The organism is Rhizobium esperanzae (genome assembly GCF_002204185.1).
Classification (GTDB): domain Bacteria; phylum Pseudomonadota; class Alphaproteobacteria; order Rhizobiales; family Rhizobiaceae; genus Rhizobium; species Rhizobium esperanzae.
In genome coordinates, this window is sequence record NZ_MXPU01000014.1 from 13,544 (window position 1) to 31,598 (window position 18,055).

General features: G+C 59.2%; 16 protein-coding genes. 9 read left to right on the top strand and 7 right to left on the bottom strand.

The genetic code is table 11. The annotated features are described in order from the left end of the window. Position 1 precedes the first annotated feature (1 nt). From B5E41_RS20350 to B5E41_RS20370, 5 genes are read right to left on the bottom strand one after another with little or no spacing between them, the layout of a single operon-like run. Positions 2–712, bottom strand: a complete 711-nt coding sequence (locus B5E41_RS20350) for a GntR family transcriptional regulator (RefSeq protein WP_040113969.1) — start codon at positions 710–712, stop codon at positions 2–4. A gap of 28 nt (positions 713–740) precedes the next feature. Beyond that, positions 741–1,601 (bottom strand): NAD-dependent epimerase/dehydratase family protein, encoded by an 861-nt coding sequence (locus tag B5E41_RS20355; protein ID WP_088395844.1) that lies wholly within the window; start codon positions 1,599–1,601, stop codon positions 741–743. 29 nt (positions 1,602–1,630) lie between these two features. Then, positions 1,631–2,608, bottom strand: coding sequence for an ABC transporter permease (locus B5E41_RS20360; RefSeq protein ID WP_040139991.1), 978 nt, complete (start codon positions 2,606–2,608; stop codon positions 1,631–1,633). Continuing rightward, positions 2,598–4,181, bottom strand: a complete 1,584-nt coding sequence (locus B5E41_RS20365; protein ID WP_064843704.1) for a sugar ABC transporter ATP-binding protein — start codon at positions 4,179–4,181, stop codon at positions 2,598–2,600. The genes B5E41_RS20360 and B5E41_RS20365 overlap by 11 nt, the downstream gene beginning before the upstream one ends. A 55-nt stretch (positions 4,182–4,236) precedes the next feature. Next, positions 4,237–5,367, bottom strand: a complete 1,131-nt coding sequence (locus B5E41_RS20370; RefSeq protein ID WP_064843705.1) for a substrate-binding domain-containing protein — start codon at positions 5,365–5,367, stop codon at positions 4,237–4,239. Positions 5,368–5,796: 429 nt separating this feature from the next. Between B5E41_RS20370 and tkt the strand changes: the two genes are divergently transcribed. Genes tkt through derI form a run of 5 tightly spaced genes read left to right on the top strand, consistent with a single transcriptional unit; the run spans position 5,797 to position 11,174 of the window. Then, the gene (gene tkt / locus B5E41_RS20375; RefSeq protein ID WP_237359380.1) at positions 5,797–7,818 is read left to right on the top strand and encodes a transketolase; all 2,022 of its coding nucleotides are present in this window, start codon (positions 5,797–5,799) and stop codon (positions 7,816–7,818) included. After that, complete coding sequence (locus B5E41_RS20380) at positions 7,815–8,837, top strand: class 1 fructose-bisphosphatase (RefSeq protein ID WP_064843707.1); 1,023 nt, start codon at positions 7,815–7,817, stop codon at positions 8,835–8,837. The genes tkt and B5E41_RS20380 overlap by 4 nt, the downstream gene beginning before the upstream one ends. A 6-nt stretch (positions 8,838–8,843) precedes the next feature. Next, complete coding sequence (fba, locus tag B5E41_RS20385) at positions 8,844–9,893, top strand: class II fructose-bisphosphate aldolase (RefSeq protein WP_064843708.1); 1,050 nt, start codon at positions 8,844–8,846, stop codon at positions 9,891–9,893. 42 nt (positions 9,894–9,935) lie between these two features. After that, complete coding sequence (locus B5E41_RS20390; RefSeq protein ID WP_064843709.1) at positions 9,936–10,706, top strand: triose-phosphate isomerase; 771 nt, start codon at positions 9,936–9,938, stop codon at positions 10,704–10,706. Positions 10,707–10,718: 12 nt separating this feature from the next. Beyond that, complete coding sequence (gene derI / locus B5E41_RS20395) at positions 10,719–11,174, top strand: D-erythrulose-4-phosphate isomerase (protein WP_040140203.1); 456 nt, start codon at positions 10,719–10,721, stop codon at positions 11,172–11,174. 216 nt (positions 11,175–11,390) lie between these two features. On the opposite strand, the gene B5E41_RS20400 is transcribed toward derI, so the two are convergent. Then, positions 11,391–12,092: a FadR/GntR family transcriptional regulator gene (locus B5E41_RS20400; RefSeq protein WP_004129783.1), complete on the bottom strand. Its 702-nt coding sequence runs from the start codon at positions 12,090–12,092 to the stop codon at positions 11,391–11,393. 100 nt (positions 12,093–12,192) lie between these two features. Next, complete coding sequence (locus B5E41_RS20405) at positions 12,193–12,987, bottom strand: SDR family NAD(P)-dependent oxidoreductase (protein WP_004129782.1); 795 nt, start codon at positions 12,985–12,987, stop codon at positions 12,193–12,195. A gap of 151 nt (positions 12,988–13,138) precedes the next feature. On the opposite strand from B5E41_RS20405, the gene B5E41_RS20410 reads away from it, so the two are divergent. From B5E41_RS20410 to B5E41_RS20425, 4 genes are all read left to right on the top strand, one after another. After that, complete coding sequence (locus B5E41_RS20410; RefSeq protein ID WP_064843710.1) at positions 13,139–14,491, top strand: four-carbon acid sugar kinase family protein; 1,353 nt, start codon at positions 13,139–13,141, stop codon at positions 14,489–14,491. Positions 14,492–14,501: 10 nt separating this feature from the next. Further along, on the top strand, positions 14,502–15,389 hold the full coding sequence (locus B5E41_RS20415) for a beta-keto acid cleavage family enzyme (protein ID WP_028753509.1): 888 nt from the start codon (positions 14,502–14,504) through the stop codon (positions 15,387–15,389). Between the two features lie 70 nt (positions 15,390–15,459). Beyond that, positions 15,460–16,992 (top strand): sugar ABC transporter ATP-binding protein, encoded by a 1,533-nt coding sequence (locus B5E41_RS20420; protein ID WP_040140011.1) that lies wholly within the window; start codon positions 15,460–15,462, stop codon positions 16,990–16,992. Between the two features lie 38 nt (positions 16,993–17,030). Next, on the top strand, positions 17,031–17,993 hold the full coding sequence (locus B5E41_RS20425; protein ID WP_004129777.1) for an ABC transporter permease: 963 nt from the start codon (positions 17,031–17,033) through the stop codon (positions 17,991–17,993). Positions 17,994–18,055: the final 62 nt, after the last annotated feature.

The window sequence follows — 18,055 nt, forward strand, 5'->3', positions numbered from 1 at the left end:
CCTAGAGGTGGTTGAGGCCGAGGCGCTCGAGGAGGTCGAGCAGTTCCTTGCCTGCCCGCTCCCGGTGCGCCTTGTGAATGTTTCGTGCCTTTTCGCGATCGCCTTCGCGGATTGCTTGCACGAGTTCTGCATGTTCGCGGGTTGAGTTGACGGGCTTAGGACGCATCTTCAGCGTCACCATCCTGACGCGATGTGCGCGGTCGATGAAATTGAGGACGACCGACTTGAGCATCTGGTTGCCGCCAAGTTCGAGCAGTTGCTCATGAAATCTCGCGTCCGCCTGCGCCCAGCGCTCCAAGTCATCTTGCGAAAGCGCATGGTCCATATCGGCGGTAGCCTTTTCGAGACCCCGGAGTTGATCCTCGGAAAGCTGGCGGCTGGCGGCCAGCTCTGCAGCCGTACTCTCCAGCGACGTCAGGATTTCGTAAATTTCCTTCATGTCAGAAATAGAAATCGGCAGGACCCGCATTCCATGCCTCGGGATAACCGAAACAAGTCCGTCCTGCTGGAGGCGCATGAGCGCCTCCCTCACGGGCGTCCGACTCATTCCCAACTGGGAGGCGACTTCCTGTTCGGTCGCCTGGTAACCGGGCGCCCACTTGTTATCCAGGATGAGCTGGCGCAACCGAAGGTGCGCTGTCGCGGTCATTGTTTTCGCGAAGGCGTCCTCTTTGATCTCTGAGACCGGTGCTGTCTGTTTCCTGGTCGGCATTTTCTTTCCCTTCAAGCTGGCTGATTTCTCAGGAGCCTACATATTTTCGCCAGCTATGTTCAGGCTGGTATCCGAGAACGCTCTTTGCTTTGTCGATGGACAGCAAGGTTTCGTTGTTCCCGATCTGCTTCTTGAACGGGACCCCCGGATACCACCTCCTGACGAGTTCCTCGTTGGAGGTGGTCATGACCCCATCGTCGTTTGCGATGATGAACACCTCGGCACCTTTGCCGCTCCACTCGAGCGAGCGACGGATCGCCTGTGCCCCGTCGCGGGCGTCGATATAGGTCCAAAGGTTGAAGCGTCTGCTGCCCGGGTTCTGCTCGAAGGCCGGGAAGTCGGCATACTCGCTCTCGTCCATAACGTTGGAGAAGCGTAGGCAAACGATCTTGAGCTCGCTGTCCCAGCGGCAATACTGCTTTGCCATCTCCTCGCCGAGATGCTTCGAGAGGGAATAGGAGGTTTCCGGGCGCGACTGATAATTCTCGTCCGCCGGCAGATAGTCAGGCTTGATCTCGTAAGGAATGCCGAGCAGGGTCTCGCTCGACGCCCACACGATGTTCTTGATGCCGAGCAAGCGGCATGACTCGAAAACATTGAACGTCGAGATGGTGTTGACCCGGAAAACATCCGCAGGAGCAACGCGCCCCGGCATAGGCACAGCGGCCAGATGGACGACGGCTTCAGTGTTGCGATTGTGGTCCCAATCAAAGCCACTGATCGCCTCGATCGTGGCGCGCATATCCTCGAAATCGACCTTGACGAAGGGGCAGAGGTTTTCTGGCGGAGCGATCGTATCCGCGTTGATGACGTCGTGGCCGCTCTCAACCAGATGCTTGATCGTGGCTCTACCCAGTTTGCCGCTGCCGCCTGTTACTAAAACTCTCATATCGTAATACCTCCGTAGAACCTTCCAGGTTAGCGGCTTCGGCCGACCGCCACAGCCAGGATGATGAGCATTCCGCGCGCGATGAGCTGCTGGCTGTAGTCAAGGCCGCCAAGAATAAGACCGTTGTTGATGACACCGATGAGCAGGGCACCGACGATGGAACCGATCACGGTGCCGCGTCCGCCGAATAGGCTGGTACCGCCGAGAACCACGGCTGCAATGACAGACAGCTCATCGCCTTCGCCAAGCTGGAAGCGTCCAGACTGCAGGCGTCCAGCATAGAGCATGCCAGCGATCGCAGCGGCCATCCCCGTCAGTAGCAGCACCTGGAACTTGATTTTCCGGACATCGACGCCGCTGTAGCGAGCTGCGACCGAGTTTCCGCCTGCCGACATGACCTTGCGGCCGAACGGTGTCTTTCGAAGCGCGATATGGGCGATCGTGCCCAGAACGGCGACCCAGACAACGAGGACAGGAACAGGGCCGATGTTACCGGAACCAAAGACGAAAATGAACGTATCGTTGATAATTGGAACAGGCGAAGTGCCGCTTACCCACATTCCGACCCCTCGCGCGATCCCCATCATGCCGAGCGTCACCAAGAACGACGGGATGTTGAGATAGGCAGCCAGGCCGCCGTTTATGGCGCCTACCAGCAGCCCGAGGGTCAAGCCCGCGAGAATGCCGGGGAATAGACCGTACTTGCTCAGCACCAGGCCAGCGACCACCGACGACAGTCCGGCAATGGCTCCGACCGAGAGGTCGATCTCGCCCGCCGAGAGTACGAACGACATTGCCATGGAAACGATGGCGACGATCGCAGTCTGCCGCAGGATGTTGAGCAGGTTGTTTGAAGATAGGAATCCGCGATCCTGCAGCAAGATCGCGAAGACGATGAAGATGACGACGAAGCCGATGTAGACGACGTAGTCGCGCCAGTTGCTGTGCCACGGCCGCATGTGGGTTGCATCCGTCTCTGTGTTCAATGTCTTGGCTTCAGTGGACATTTTGGGTTGCCTTCTGAATCGCGACCTGCAGACCGAGTTCGGTGCGGATCAGCGGAGATTGAGTTTCGTCGCCGGCAATCGTGGCCCAGCTTTCGATTTCGTCGCGCTCGATTTCGCGCGCGAGACGTCCGTTGTTCATGACCAGGATGCGGTCGCTCGTTGCCAGAAGCTCGGCTGGTTCCGACGAGATGACGATGACGGACTTTCCGGAGGAGGCGACGCTCCGAATGAGTTCTACGATCTCGGCCTTTGAACCGATGTCTACGCCTGCTGTCGGTTCGTCGAGAATGACAACCGAAGGATCAATCGCTAGCCATTTGGCAATAACGATCTTCTGCTGGTTGCCGCCGGAAAGGTTCCTGACCTTGTTGTCAGCGGACGGCGTCTTGATCCTCAGTTGCTTGATGAGATCGGAGGTCAGTGTTCCCTCGCGTCGACGATCGATGAAGGGACCGCGGACGAGCTGACCGATCTGCGGCAGTCCAAGATTGTCGCCGACGCTGTGCTCGACAACCAGACCTTCCTCGTGGCGGCTCTCCGGAACAAGGACGATGCCTGCCTTGATCGCATCCGAAGGTGACTTGAACTCAACGGCAGTGTCGCCGAGTTCTACGGTTCCCGCAGTTTTCTTATCGACGCCGAAAAGAAGGCGGGCAAGCTCGCTCCGGCCAGCGCCCATGAGGCCTGCTATTCCCACAATCTCGCCCTTGTGGACGTCGAAGCTGACATCGCTGGGTTTTCCCGAAGGGCCCGAAAGGCCACGTACGCTCAGCGCGGGTTTGCCGCTGCGATCAATGGCGCGCGCCTGGTATTGGAAGCCGGTGACACGCTTGCCGACCATGTGCTGCACGATCGAGTCGAGCGTGAATTCGGATGTCTTCCCGGAGGTCACGTTCTGACCGTCGCGGAGAATTGTAATCTCGTCGGCGATCGTCATGATCTCGGTCATGCGATGGGAAACGTAGATCACGGCTGTTCCCGCCGCAGTGAGCTTCTTCAACATGCCGAACAGAGTGTCGGCTTCCTGTGCGCTCAGCGACGAGGTTGGTTCGTCAAGGATAAGGATCCTGGCGTCTTGGTGGATGGCCTTGGCGATCTCGGTCAGCTGGGCCTGGCCGGGGCTGAGTTCAAAAACAGGCGTCCTCGGATCAACCCTGAGGTTGAGCTGGCCGATGATCTCGGCTGCCTGTGCGATTTCCCTGCGTTCGTCGACCAAGATCGACAGGCGGCGGGGCTCCCGGTTCAGGAAAATGTTCTGGGCGACCGAGAGGGTGGGGATCAGGCTGAGGTCCTGGAAGATCATCTCAATGCCGAGCCTGCGGGAATTCTCCGGAGAGCTGGACGACATGTGCTCGCCAAAAACCTCGATGGATCCCTCCGTGGGTGTGACCACGCCCTGCAGGATCTTCAACAGCGTAGACTTGCCGGCGCCATTTTCGCCGACCAGCGCATGGATTGTCCCGGGTTGGATCGTCAGGCTGACACCGCGCAATGCGTGCACGCCGCCAAACGATTTCCTCACGTTGCTCATCCTGACGGCGGCGAGGGTTTCGGTGACTGCTTGAGTGTTCATGGTCGTTGTCCGCCGCTGGGGCACGGGGAGCGGTCGGAGCCGCTCCCGCGCACCGTTAGTTCATTGCGTCGGTGAGAATCTTCGGTGCCTGGTCGCCGTTCGACTGCGGCCACGCCTCGATCAGGTTATCGCGGGTCACCGCAAGGGCCGGGAGCACGACGTAGGGAGGTGCGTCCTTTCCGAGAAGGGCGTATCCGGCAAGGATGCCCTCGGCATAACCGGCGCCGTACGGACGCTGGGATCCGGTTCCCTTGACGTAACCCTTCTTAGCCATGTCGATCGAGATGTTGACGCCAAGGTCGCAAGTGGTGATGACGAGGCTCTTGGACGCGCCCGCTGCGCGCGCCGCTGACAGGACGCCTTCTGTTGGCACGTCCCACACGGCCCAGATGCCATTGAGGTTGGGGTGGGCCGTCAGCATTGCGGAGGCGACGCGCTCGGATTCGCTTGAGAAATCAGGGCCTCCGACACCGGTCTCCTGGACGACCTTAATATCCGGATAATCCTTGATCGCTTCCTTGAAGCCGACCACGCGTTCTTTGGTGGCAAAAAGGTCGGACGCATGCGGGATGAGACCAATTTCGCCCTTGCCGTCGAGCGCCTTGGCCATGAGCAGTGCGGCGACCTTTCCCATCCCGCGGTTGTCGGAAGAGACGAGGCTCACATAGTCTTTGCCAGCCTTCATCCCGGCGCCGGTCTGGTCAAGGAAGATGATCTTAATGCCAGCGGCAGCAGCTTTCTTGTATGCTGCGGCCGTGGCTGACTGCTCGGCGGGAACGGTAATCATGACGTCAGGTTTGAGCGCCATGACGCTTTCGATGTCTGAAACTTGCTGCTCCGCGCGATATCCAGCATCAGTCGTCGCAACGATTTCGACGCCGAGCTCTTCCAGGGCCTTCTTTTGCCCGGCCATCTGGGCCTTGGCCCAGTCAGACGCCGTGTAGTGCATCACAATGGCCGCTTTGGCATGCTTCGCCTTGATCTTTTCGATCTCTTCGGCGGATAGCTTCAGGTCGCTCGCGAGGGTCGCTTTTTCGCCGTTGGGCCCGCTTGCCGGGTGACTTTCAATATCCTTGATCTGTTTATCGATATCGACCGCGAAGGCGCTCGGCGCATAGGCAGCGCTACCGCCGAGGGCAGTGGCAAGGGCGATCATCTGTAAGGACTTGCGCATCGTCAAAGGCATTTCGGTTCCTCCCTTTAAGGCCTATTGAGTTCAATAACGTATACGTTAATGCATTTGTAAAAGCTGTCAACTGAAGAAATGTCGGGAAACATCGGCGAGCCGCATCGAGCATTCCGCATTTGGAATGGTTTCAACCACCCGTGAGTGCCCAACGCGGTAGTCATCACGGTGGTCGTCTTGTCCGTTTGCCACCAAACGGATCGAGGCAGACCGCCCCCGTGAAAGCGACCCGGGACGATCCTTCCGGCTCCCGATGGACGCGGTAGCCAAATAAAAGCTATTGCGCAAATACAGAGGTATAAGGTATGAGGTATGATGTCGATGGGCAGACTCTTCGCAGTCGCAGCGGAATGTGATATTGTTATGTTTATCGTGTGTATTGCGTTATTTTGTGTTCTGATATTGTGATGTCCAGAAAAATGCGCCACATTGGTCGCGGTTTATGGGGAGGAAGAATTGACAGCAGCAGTTTCGATCCGCGATCTCGCGAACGCTATCCGTGTCCTGTCGATCGACGCGGTTGAGGCCGCAAAGTCCGGGCACCCCGGAATGCCCATGGGCATGGCTGATGCGGCGGCGGTGCTGTTCGGCCGGCACCTCAAGTTCGATTCAAGCGAACCTGGCTGGCCGGACCGCGATCGTTTCGTCCTGTCGAACGGCCATGGCTCGATGCTGCTCTACAGCCTTCTGCACCTCACCGGGTACAAAGACATGACCATTGAGCAGGTTCGCAACTTCCGCCAATGGGGCTCCAAAACGCCAGGTCATCCCGAATATGGGCACACCGCTGGCGTCGAGACGACCACCGGGCCGCTCGGACAGGGGATCGCGTCGGCTGTCGGAATGGCTATTGCGGAGCGGCGCCTATCAACCGAATTTGGCGCAGCGCTTGTCGATCACCGGACGTACGTTTTCTGTGGAGATGGGTGTCTCATGGAAGGTGTTGGTCAGGAAGCTGCTTCGCTGGCCGGCCACCTGCAGCTCGGCAAGTTGATCGTCCTTTACGACGACAACTCCATCACCATCGACGGCTCGACCGCAATCGCGTTTTCAGAAGATGTGCTCGCGAGGTTCGACGCGTACGGATGGCACACGCAGCGCGTTGACGGTCATGATCCGGATGCGATCGACGCGGCGATCTCGCAGGCGAAGGCGGAAGCATCCAGACCATCCCTCATAGCCCTGAAAACCATCATTGGATACGGCTCTCCGTCAAGGGCAGGAACAAGCTCCGTACATGGTGCACCGCTCGGCGCCAGCGAAGCCGCCGCGACGAAGGCAGTCTATGGCTGGACGGCGGACACTTTCGAGATTCCTGCTCCAATCCTCAAAACTTGGCGCGAAGTCGGCGCGAAGGGCGCCAAGGCGCGCAAGGACTGGCAAGCGCGGCTCGAAGCAGCGGGCGCAGATGTCAGAAGTGAGTTTGAACGCCGCACCGCCGGCTCATTGCCAGCGCGATATGAGGAAGCGGTCAACGCCGCCAAGGCAAAGCTGCTCGACAAGCCGCAATCAGTGGCAACGCGTAAGGCAAGCCAGATCGCACTGGAAGCGCTGACGGAGCTGCTTCCGGAAATGATCGGCGGGTCCGCTGACCTCACCCACTCAAACTTGACCCGGGTTCCGGCCGTCGACAGCGATTTCACCGCCGCTGCAAGCGGGCGGTATGTCAGCTATGGCGTTAGAGAGTTTGCCATGGCCGCCGCGATGAACGGTATGGCGGCTCACGGCGGCGTCATACCCTATGGTGGCACGTTCCTCGTCTTCTCGGATTATTGCCGCAATGCCATTCGTGTGGCGGCTCTGATGGGCGTCCGCTCTATCTTCGTGATGACGCATGACTCGATCGGTCTTGGCGAAGACGGTCCGACGCACCAGCCGGTCGAGCATCTTGCCAGCCTCAGGGCAATGCCGAACTTGCATGTATTCCGGCCCGCCGACACCATCGAGACGCTGGAATGCTGGGATCTTGCAATAACCAGCAAGAACACGCCGTCGGTTTTGGCGCTCTCGCGGCAGAATGTCCCGCAACTGCGCGCCCAGCGTGACGGCATCAATCGCTGCGCACGGGGAGCCTATGTGCTGCGGGAAGCGAGCAGCGAACGTGCCGTCACAATCATCGCCACTGGAACGGAAGTCGCGCTTGCGATCCAGGCTGCCGACGAGCTTGAGGCGAGAAACGTTCCCGCCGCTGTCGTCTCGATGCCGAGCTGGGATCTCTTCGAAAAGCAGCCCAAGGATTACCGCAGCTCGGTCCTCGGCAACGCGCCGCGCATTGCCGTGGAAGCGCTCTCGAAGTTCGGCTGGACTAGGTATGTCGACAGCGAAGACGACGTGATCGGGATGTCCGGCTTCGGAGCGTCTGCGCCGGCCGAGACGCTGTACGAGCAATTTGGGATCACGCGTGACGCAATCGTCACGCGCGCCCTAGCAAGGATAAGGGGCAAGCAATGAGCGCGCCGGCGACACCCGGAAATGACGAAGCGGGCGTCCAGTATGGTTCTGTCGATGAGTACCTCTCGACCTGGGCTGGTGAAGATTTGTCCCGTCAGGGGGTGGCGGCTCTAATCAACGGTGTGTTGGATGCCGCCTGTCTTTTATCCGCACGCATCGCAGCCGGTTCCCTGGAGGGCGATCTGGCCCACCTTGTCGGATCAAATACCGACGGTGATGCGCAAAAGGCAATCGACATCGCGTCGCACGAGTTGTTCATCGAAATACTCGCACGCGCAGGCGCTGCCAGGGTCCTGTCCGAGGAGGCCGACGCGCCAGTTATGCTCAATGGCCAGCATTTTGCGGTCGCAATCGATCCGATCGACGGTTCAGGCAATGTCGGGCTGGGCACGCCCGTCGGCACGATCTTCTCGATCATGCCTTTCTGCGAAGCTGAAGATCCCTTTTTAACCCCTGGAAAGCGCCAGGCCGCGGCCGGTTATGTCTCATTCGGCAACACCGTCGATTTGGGCTTTTCGGTCGGTGAGGGTGTGCTGCTGGCGACGATGCATCCCCAAACCGGCGAGTTCCTGATCGTCAAAAGGCAGGTTCTGATACCTTGCGACACGTCCGAGCTTGCATATAACGCTTCCAACCACCGTCACCTTCACCCTGCCATGAGCCTGTATCTTCAGGATTGTCTGACCGGCAAGGAGGGAACGCGCGGCCGTGATTTCAACATGCGTTGGCTCGGATCGGCAGTCGGAGAGCTCCACCGGATCCTGATCAGGGGCGGTGTGTTCTTCTACGCCGGCGACAAGCGACCCGGCTTTGAAAATGGGCGCCTTCGACTGGTGTATGAAGCGAATCCGATCGCGTTCCTGATGGAGCAGGCCGGGGGGCGGGCCACCGACGGCACGACCGCCATCCTGGACAAGATCCCGACCTCTCACCATTGCCGCACGCCGCTGGTTTTCGGTTCGGCGACGGAGGTCGACGTGATCGCAAGCTATCTCAATTCCAATCCAACCAGCGAGTAACATGTCATGGCCAGGATTACTCTCCGCCAGCTGCTGGATGATGCCGCCGAACACGGCTACGGCGTCCCGGCGTTCAACATTAACAACATGGAACAGGCGCTTGCCATCATGGAAGCGGCCGACGGAACGGATTCGCCTGTCATCCTCCAGGCGAGCCGTGGGGCGCGAGCCTATGTCAACGACATCATGCTCAAGCACATGATGGAGGCGGTGACGGAAATCTATCCGCATATCCCCGTTTGCGTCCATCTTGACCACGGAAACGAACCGAGCACCTGCGTCACCGCGATCCAGCATGGTTTTACGTCCGTAATGATGGACGGATCGATCCTTGCTGACGGGAAAACCGCGGCGGATTGGGACTACAACGTCAAGGTCACGAGAAGCGTCAGCGACACGGCCCATTGGGCAGGGGTTTCGGTGGAAGGGGAGCTTGGCGTTCTGGGCTCGCTTGAGACCGGTGCGGGCGAGGCGGAAGACGGTCACGGCGTCGAAGGCAAGCTCGATCCGCATCAGCTTCTGACCGATCCGGAGGAGGCGGCGAAATTTGTCGCGGAGACCAAGGTGGATGCGCTTGCCGTCGCAATGGGCACCAGCCATGGCGCCTACAAGTTCTCACGCCGGCCGGACGGTGACGTGCTGGCAATGGATGTTATCGAGGCGATCCACCGGAAACTTCCGAATACCCATCTCGTCATGCACGGTTCGTCAAGCGTGCCGGAGGAGTTGCAGGAAATCTTCAATCGCTTCGGCGGGCGGATGAAGCCCACCTGGGGCGTGCCGCTCGAGGAAATCCTGCGCGGCATTCGGCATGGTGTGCGAAAGGTCAACATCGACACGGATTGCCGCATGGCAATGACCGGGCAGGTGCGCCGAGTGCTGTCCGAAGATCCGACAGAATTCGACCCTCGCAAATATTTGAAGCCCGCAATGACGGCGCTTTCGAAGCTTTGTCGCGAAAGATTCGAAGCTTTCGGAACGGCAGGGCGCGCAAGCTCTATCAACGTCGTGCCACTCGCGGAAATGGCGAAGCGGTATCGAGCCGGCTCGCTCTAGGTAGGTCACAGCAGTTCGAACGCAAACGTGGTGAAGCGGGACATGACCGAGAAGAAAACCCTCTGGATTGGCACCAGCTGGAAGATGAACAAGACGCTTGCCGATGCCGCGCAATTTGCGCACGGTCTCAGGGCCGCAGACATCACGTCCCATCCGCGCATCCAGCGCTTTGTCATCCCTCCTTTCACTGTTGTCCGGGAAGTGAAGACCACATTGGCGGGCACGTCGGTAAAGGTCGGCGCGCAGAACATGCACTGGGACGAGGAGGGCGCCTGGACGGGCGAGATTTCGGCCTTGATGCTTACAGACTGCAACCTCGACATCGTCGAGCTTGGTCACTCCGAGAGGCGTGAACATTTCGGTGAGACGGACGTGACGGTAGGACTGAAAGTCGAGGCGGCGGTTCGCCACGGCTTGATCCCGCTCATCTGCATAGGGGAGACACTTTCCGAACGCGAGGCCGGGCGAGCCCGCGACGTCCTCGAGCGCCAGGTTCGTGGCGCGTTGGGAAGCCTTTCTACCGACCAGAAGCACAAACCGATACTGCTTGCCTACGAGCCTGTTTGGGCCATTGGCGTCGATGGGATCCCCGCGACAGCGGACTACGCCGACGCCCGCCAGGCCGAGATCATCGCGTTCGCGGAAGCCGTGCTCGGCCGGCGCATTCCCTGCCTCTACGGCGGTTCGGTCAACGCAGACAACTGCGAAGAGCTCATATCCTGCCCTCATGTCGATGGGCTGTTCATCGGCCGCTCGGCCTGGAAGATCGAGGGCTACCTCGACATCCTCGAAAAGTGCGCGGCCAAAATCTGAGGAGTGATGAAGATGAAAATTGCAGTAGCAGGCGACAGCGCGGGCGAGGGCCTCGCCAAGGTCCTCGCCGATTATCTCAAGGACCGTTTTGAGGTGTTCGAGGTCTCCCGGACGGACGCCGGTCTCGACGATTTCTATGCGAACCTCTCCGACAGGGTCGCCAACGGCGTGCTCGACGGCACCTATGACAAGGCCATCCTGGTGTGCGGCACCGGGATCGGCGTCTGCATTTCGGCAAACAAGGTGCCGGGTATTAGGGCAGCCCTCACACACGATACTTATTCCGCCGAGCGGGCGGCGTTGTCGAACAACGCCCAGATCATTACCATGGGCGCCCGCGTCATTGGATCGGAACTTGCGAAGACGATCGTCGACTCATTCCTCGCCCAGAGGTTCGACGAGAACGGTCGCTCGGCCAGCAATGTTGCCGCCATCGACGAGGTCGATACGAAATACCACGCCCGCTAGTTGGAAGGCTGGGCATGCATTGCTCGCGGTCGATGCGCCAGGCGCAATCAGCCTGGCGCATTATCGTTTTCTGGCAATTTTCAGAACCCGGCGAATAGGCCGGGCGGCATACGGTATCCGGGCTTCGCGTCCGCCTTCAGATGCCGCCGGTGATGATCGCAGTGCGACCTGCGGGAAATGTAAGATGCGCCACGCCTTGACGTGATGCCCTGGCTGTCATTTCAGCAGGGATGTGCGGAAGTGTTCCATGTTTTCCTCGACGCTCTCGCGGCTGAGGTCACCGGTCTTTCTGTCCCGGATCATCTGAAACATGTGTTCGTGGAGATCGACTGCGCGCCATTTGCCACTGACCTCTAGCGATTTTTGCACCCAAGGCGCGACCATCGTCAGCACGAAGTCGGCGATCACGACGATCAACGGGTTTCCGGCGGCTTTGTATATTGCTCGGTGGAAATCGAGATCGGCCTTGAGGAGATCTTCGATCGCGGAGTTCGCATCCTCCGACAGCCTTTTTAGTCGGTCGATGCACTCTCTCATCGTGGCGAGGTCTTCGTCCGTACGCCGCAGCGACGCGAGTTCTGAACAGTTGCGGTCGAAAATGTATCGCAGTTCCATCAGCATCTCAGGCGTCGAGCTCTGAAGATAGAGCTGAAACATCGCGAGCGGCATCGCCGGAAGGCCTTCGTCCTTACGGATGTAATTTCCAAAGCCATGACGCGTCTCGACAAGACCCGAGACCGCGAGCGTTTTGATCGCCTCTCTGATTGGAGTGCGACTGATCCCGAGAAGCTGGGCCAGCTCTTTTTCATTGGGAAGTTTGTCACCAGGCCCGAGGTTGCCTTTGGCAATTTCGCCCGTAATGTAGTCGAGCGCTATGTCCAGCCGGCTTGGGATTTTCTTTGGGTCAACAGACAGCATTCCTGGTCACGCTCCAATCAGAAATCGAAAAGGTACGAGGTCATACCGCGTTTTCCCGCTTGCGACAAATGCCGAACGTCGAACTGGCCACCTCTCCAGGTTATTCGCTGATTTGTCCCAGCCGCTTCGAGGCTTTTGGATCGAATGGGAACATGAGGCCAGCGGCCAGGAAGCCGCCGTCGACGTTCAGGGTGTGCCCCGTAATATAGGCAGCATCGTCGCTCGCCAGGAACACCGCGGCATCAGCGATTTCCGATGGTTCGCCATAACGGCGTTGCGGAACGAGCCGATGATAGGCGTCACGCGTTTCGACCGTGTGCATGACTTTCGAGACCTCGGTCAATATCGGGCCCGGTGCGATGTTATTCACATTGATTCCCGATTCCGCGAGTTCGACCGCCATAACCTTCGTGAGGAGTTCGACGCCGGCCTTTGAGGCTCCATAGGCCGAACGCCCGACACCTCCCTTCTGACCGGACAGCGAAGCGATATTGATGATCCGCCCATAGCCTTTGGCGGCCATGATCCGAGCAAAGGCTTGCGCCACGAGGAATGTTCCGGTCAGATTGATCCGGACGACGCGTTCGAATTCCTCCCGTGAGCTTTCGAGAAACAGAGTGGTTGCGCCCACGCCCGCGTTGTTCACGAGTATGTCGACCGTGCCGAATCGGCCAATCGTTTCCTTAACGATCGTCTCAACGTCTTCGTTGACGGAAATATCGGCGCGGACGGCCAAAGCCCGCTCCCCAAGCCGCTCGGCGGCTTCGTTCGCCACTTCCAGATCGCGGTCGACGATAACGACATTCGCGCCTTCGCGAACATAGGCTTCAGCGATTGCCAGTCCGATGCCCCGGCCAGCGCCCGTCACCACGGCAGTGCGTCCAGAAAGTCTCATCTCGTCGTCCTCCAATTTTCTCGATATGAGGTATAAGGTATAAGGTATGACCTTGACAGAGTTATGAGCTGCTTCTATGAGTATTGTCAAGAGTGAAGCCCGGCTGATGTATGGAGGAAGATATCCTCGGCCGGGATATTGGGAGGATCCGATGACATCAGCTGGCAAGCTCAAGGCCGTGTTTTACGGCGACGACTTCACGGGTTCTTCCGAAAACCTGGCGCAGTTCCATCGCAGTGGTGTGAAGGGAAAACTCTATCTCGCACGCCCTTCAGCACAGACGGCGTCAACAGATGCTCTGTCTTATGATGTGCTTGGCTTCGCCGGTACCGCAAGGGCGTTGTCCGGCGTCGAGCTCGACGAGGAGCTTGACAGCGCGTTTTCGATCATGCGCACCCTCAACAGTCCGCTTATCCAATACAAGATCTGTTCGACGTTCGACTCGTCGCCCACCGTTGGAAGCTATGGTGCTGTTCTGGCGCGCGCTGCGGCTCACTTCGGCAAGAGGGACGTTCCAGTCCTCGCCGCGACCCCGGACTTCGGGCGCTACACCTGTTTCGGAAATCATTTCGCGCGCTTTGCCGACAGGATTGAGCGGCTCGACCGGCACCCGAGCATGTCGCGCCACCCCAGGACGCCGATGCACGAGGCGGATCTGCGCATGCATCTGGCTGGGCAGACAGATAAGGAATTCGTCAACGTCACGCTTCCCGCAATCCGGAACCGCTCGGCAATGGAGGAGCGTGTCTTCAAGGCCTTCCAAGAGGGGGCAGGGGTCATTTTCGATGGGCTCGAAAATGCGGATCTTGCGGCTGTCGCCGATCTGCTCTGGGCGCGGTATCCGACACGTCCGATGTTCGCGCTAGCAGCTCAAGGCTTGGCGCAACAACTCGGCGCTCTTTGGGCCCGCTTGGGCCTGCTATCGTCGGCGGAGCCCGTCAAGACGGAGATTGCCGGCGTCGAAAATCTACTCGTCTTATCAGGTAGTTGCGCCCTGCAAACCGGGCGCCAGATTGCGGTGGCCGAAGCTTCCGGGTGGAACCTTGTCCACTTGGATGTCTCGACAGTCCGGTCCGATGATGATGCTGAGGCAGTTGCGCGGGAGGCTGCTTTGAAGGCGATCGAGAGCCTTGTGCGCGGTCGATCTACAATCATCTACACGGCTCGCGGGGAAACCGGCCGTCTGGCCGGCGGCGATGTTCCCGCGGAACGCTTGGGCGCCATCTACTGTGACGTTGCGCGTGCCGTGCGCCGCGCGGTTTCCTTGCCGCGGATCGTGTTTTCGGGCGGTGACAGTTCGAGCTATGCGGTGCGGACAATCGGCGCCGAAGCGCTCGAGATCGCCGTTTTTGACGAAGTTCAAAATTGCCATGTCTGCCGCCTGGATGCGCCGGGCGACGCCGAAGTCGATGGCCTCGAAGTCATGCTGAAGGGCGGGCAGATTGGTGCCGATGACTTCTTCCTGCGGGCAAAGGCGGGCACCTCGGGTTATCTGGCGGCGTAAGGAGCGAAAGATGCAAAAGAAAATCATCCTCGAAGCCAGGGTCAACGAGTACGCGCCGCGCACATCCAACCCTAATATCCCATACACCGCCGACGAGATCGTTGAGGCCGCCGTTGCAGCCCGCAAGGCGGGAGCGGCGATTCTCCACTATCATGCCAGGACAGCCGACGGCGGTGCGACAAACACCGTTGAGGCAAACGCCGAAATCATCCGCGAAGTCAGGCAGGCGACCGATCTACTCATCCTTCCCACGCTCGGCTTTATCTCGAATGATGCCGACGCCATGAAGCGCATCGACACGGTCGCAACCCTGGCATTGGACCCTGCTACGAAGCCCGATATTGCGCCCATCGATACCGGTTCGGCCAATCTCGAGCTTTGGGATGCCGAGACGCGCAGGTTCGAAAATCCAGAACGTTTGTATCTCAACACGACCGAAAGTCTCGCGCACTACGCGCGTACCTTGGCCGAAAAGGGCGTAAAGCCGAAGCTGGTTTCCTGGTCTGTCGGGTTCACGCGCCGCGCGATCGCTCTGATGGACGCGGGCCTTGTGAGGGGGCCCGCCTACTTTCTCCTGCACCTAACGGGAGGGCGATACATTACCGGGCATCCGCCGACCGAGGCGGGTCTCATGGCGCATCTTGCATTTCTGCCCGACGACCGGCCGATCGAATGGACGGTCAATTGCCTTGGGGGCAATCTGTTGAACATTGCTCCTGCGATCTGCCGTCTGGGCGGCCACATGGCTATTGGAATAGGCGACTATCCCTATCGCGAGTTCGGCACACCCACGAACGCGGAAGTCATATCGCGCGCTGTTGAGATTGCCCAAAAGGTCGGACGTGAGCCCGCTACACCCCAGGAGGCACGCGCGATCCTCGAACTGGACGCCGCGTAGATCCAATAAGGCATGCGATCCGCACACACGAGGCATAGATTTGGATTTTTACGAGGTATGACGTCATATCATGGTCAACGCAACTGAGAAGATAACAGTTCAGGGAACCGCGCAGTCGTCTTCGGCACGCGTGCTTCTGCGGGCCGAGGGCGTGGAAAAGTCGTTCAACGGCGTCCCAGCGCTCGTTGATGGCCGACTAACTCTAAAGGCCGGGACCGTCCATGCCTTGTGCGGCGGTAACGGCGCCGGCAAGTCGACATTCCTCAACATCACGATGGGACTGCTCCGCCGCGATGGAGGGATAGTGGAGATCGATGGCGAGCAGGTCGACTTCAAAAGCGCCGCTGACGCCTTGCGTCACGGCATCGCGATCATCACGCAGGAGCTTTCCCCCGTCCCCGAGATGACCGTCGCCGAGAACCTTTACCTTGGCCGCGAGCCGAAGCGACTTGGCGTGCTCGTCGATTTTAGCCAGATGCGCAGGGACGCCCAGGCATTCCTCGATGAACTCGGCTTTGAAGTCGACGCTGCCAAGAAGATGGGGGAGCTGAGCCTCGCCCAGATTCAGCTCGTCGAAATTGCGAAGGCTCTCAGCTATCGGGCACATATCGTCATCATGGACGAGCCGACATCTGCTATCGGCGAACACGAAGTCCATGTCTTGTTCAACGCGCTCCGCAAGATCACCGCGCGCGGTTCCGCAATTATCTACGTGTCTCACAAACTCACCGAAATCTTCGAGATCGCGGATGAGTACACAGTCTTCCGCGACGGCCGTTTCATCGAGACTGGAAACATCAAAGACATCGACCGCCGTCATCTTGTGACACAGATCGTCGGCCGTGAAGTCAAGCTGGTCGAGAAGGGCAAGCCTCTCGAAGACGCGCCAATCCTGCTTTCGGTCTCGAACTTGGCGCGCGGGCCTCATTTCCGAGACATCTCGCTAGACGTGGCGTCCGGCGAAGTGGTCGGAATCTACGGGCTGCTTGGGTCCGGACGAACCGAGTTCCTCGAGACAATATTCGGGCTGCACTCACCAACGGGAGGCGAAGTTGTCTTCAACGGCGGTAAGGTCAAGCCAGGCAGTCCTAAGGACGCAATTCAACGTGGAATGGCGATGGTGACCGAGGATCGCAAGGACAGTGGTCTCGTGCTCTCGGCATCGATCGCCCACAACATCACGCTTTCATCGCTGGCCTTGATGGCCATCAGCGGTTTCATCCGCGGGGACAAAGAGCGCAGCGCAGTTCAAGACATGATCGTCTCACAGAGGATCAAGTCGGCGTCGCCAGATGTTGCCGTCGAAACTCTGTCAGGGGGCAACCAACAAAAAGTCGTGCTGGCCCGGTGCCTTCTGACAAATCCAAAGCTTCTCATTTGCGACGAACCGACGCGTGGCATCGACGAAGGTTCCAAGCAGGAGATCTACGCGTTCCTGCGAGACTTCGCGGCAAAGGGCAACGGCGTCCTCGTGGTCTCCTCGGAGGCACCGGAGATCATGCAGCTCAGCGACAGGATCGCGATTTTCAAACAGGGGCAGCTCCTCAGCATCATCGACGGTGCCGAAGCAACGCAACAGACGCTTATGGACATGGCGAGCTGATGAGCGGTCATAGCCCCATTCACGGGAGGACTTGAGTAATGAATACCATCGCTGCGGCGAAGCCCGGAAACTTCCGCGCCGGGGAAATGATCAGGCAGTTCAGCATCGTTCTCGTGTTTTTCCTGATCGTCGCGTTCTTCGCGTTCGCGAACCAGTACTTCATGACATGGTTGAATTGGCTGAATCTCGTTCGCCAGTCGTCGATCAACGGCATTCTGGCGATCGGAGTGACCTTCGTCATCCTTACTAAGGGCATCGACCTATCGGTCGGCTCCGTAATGGCGCTCGCGGGCATGATCGCCGCCAGCCTCGTAACGGAGACCAACGAGCAGTTCGTGCTTTTCGGTATCTTTGCGGGCCTCGCGGCGGGAGCCGGCCTCGGCTTGGTGAACGGCGTGCTTGTTGCCGCGGTCAAGGTCCCGCCGTTCGTAGTGACGCTTGGCATGTTGAGCGTGGCCCGCGGTCTCACCTTGATCTTTTCGGAAGGACGCCCCATCCCGAATCTGTCGGATCCCTTCAAGTGGATCGGCTCCGGGCAGATCATGTATATCCCGGTACCGATCGTCATCCTGTTCGTCGTCTTCCTGATTGGATGGACCGTTTTAAACTATACGACTTTCGGCCGTTATGTGTACGCAGTTGGCGGCAACGAGAAGGCGGCTCGCACGAGCGGCATTTCCACCAAGGTGATCGTCGGTGCGACCTATGTGATCTCGGGCCTCCTGGCTGGTCTTGCGGGGCTTGTCCTGACGGCTCGCACCACCGCTGCGCTGCCGCAAGCGGGCATCGGTTATGAGCTTGACGCGATCGCCGCCGTCGTGATCGGCGGGACGAGCCTTGCGGGCGGCCGCGGATCGCTGCTCGGCACACTGATCGGCGCGCTCATCATCGGCACGATCAACAACGGCATGGACCTCATGGGCGTGTCTTCATACTACCAGCAGGTCCTCAAGGGCACGATCATCGTGGTCGCGGTCATCGCCGACCAAATCCGCAAATAAGACCAATCCCGAAATTGCCGCCGGGGAAGGCCGGCGACAATGTCCGGCCCAGCGTGTCGCGT

Bases quoted from the DNA above. Each gene is read 5' to 3' on its own strand.
- B5E41_RS20350 (WP_040113969.1), bottom strand. From the start codon at position 712: ATGCCGACCAGGAAACAGACAGCACCGGTCTCAGAGATCAAAGAGGAC.
- B5E41_RS20355 (WP_088395844.1), bottom strand. From the start codon at position 1,601: ATGAGAGTTTTAGTAACAGGCGGCAGCGGCAAACTGGGTAGAGCCACG.
- B5E41_RS20360 (WP_040139991.1), bottom strand. From the start codon at position 2,608: ATGTCCACTGAAGCCAAGACATTGAACACAGAGACGGATGCAACCCAC.
- B5E41_RS20365 (WP_064843704.1), bottom strand. From the start codon at position 4,181: ATGAACACTCAAGCAGTCACCGAAACCCTCGCCGCCGTCAGGATGAGC.
- B5E41_RS20370 (WP_064843705.1), bottom strand. From the start codon at position 5,367: ATGCCTTTGACGATGCGCAAGTCCTTACAGATGATCGCCCTTGCCACT.
- B5E41_RS20380 (WP_064843707.1), top strand. From the start codon at position 7,815: ATGAGCGCGCCGGCGACACCCGGAAATGACGAAGCGGGCGTCCAGTAT.
- fba (WP_064843708.1), top strand. From the start codon at position 8,844: ATGGCCAGGATTACTCTCCGCCAGCTGCTGGATGATGCCGCCGAACAC.
- B5E41_RS20390 (WP_064843709.1), top strand. From the start codon at position 9,936: ATGACCGAGAAGAAAACCCTCTGGATTGGCACCAGCTGGAAGATGAAC.
- derI (WP_040140203.1), top strand. From the start codon at position 10,719: ATGAAAATTGCAGTAGCAGGCGACAGCGCGGGCGAGGGCCTCGCCAAG.
- B5E41_RS20400 (WP_004129783.1), bottom strand. From the start codon at position 12,092: ATGCTGTCTGTTGACCCAAAGAAAATCCCAAGCCGGCTGGACATAGCG.
- B5E41_RS20405 (WP_004129782.1), bottom strand. From the start codon at position 12,987: ATGAGACTTTCTGGACGCACTGCCGTGGTGACGGGCGCTGGCCGGGGC.
- B5E41_RS20410 (WP_064843710.1), top strand. From the start codon at position 13,139: ATGACATCAGCTGGCAAGCTCAAGGCCGTGTTTTACGGCGACGACTTC.
- B5E41_RS20415 (WP_028753509.1), top strand. From the start codon at position 14,502: ATGCAAAAGAAAATCATCCTCGAAGCCAGGGTCAACGAGTACGCGCCG.
- B5E41_RS20420 (WP_040140011.1), top strand. From the start codon at position 15,460: ATGGTCAACGCAACTGAGAAGATAACAGTTCAGGGAACCGCGCAGTCG.
- B5E41_RS20425 (WP_004129777.1), top strand. From the start codon at position 17,031: ATGAATACCATCGCTGCGGCGAAGCCCGGAAACTTCCGCGCCGGGGAA.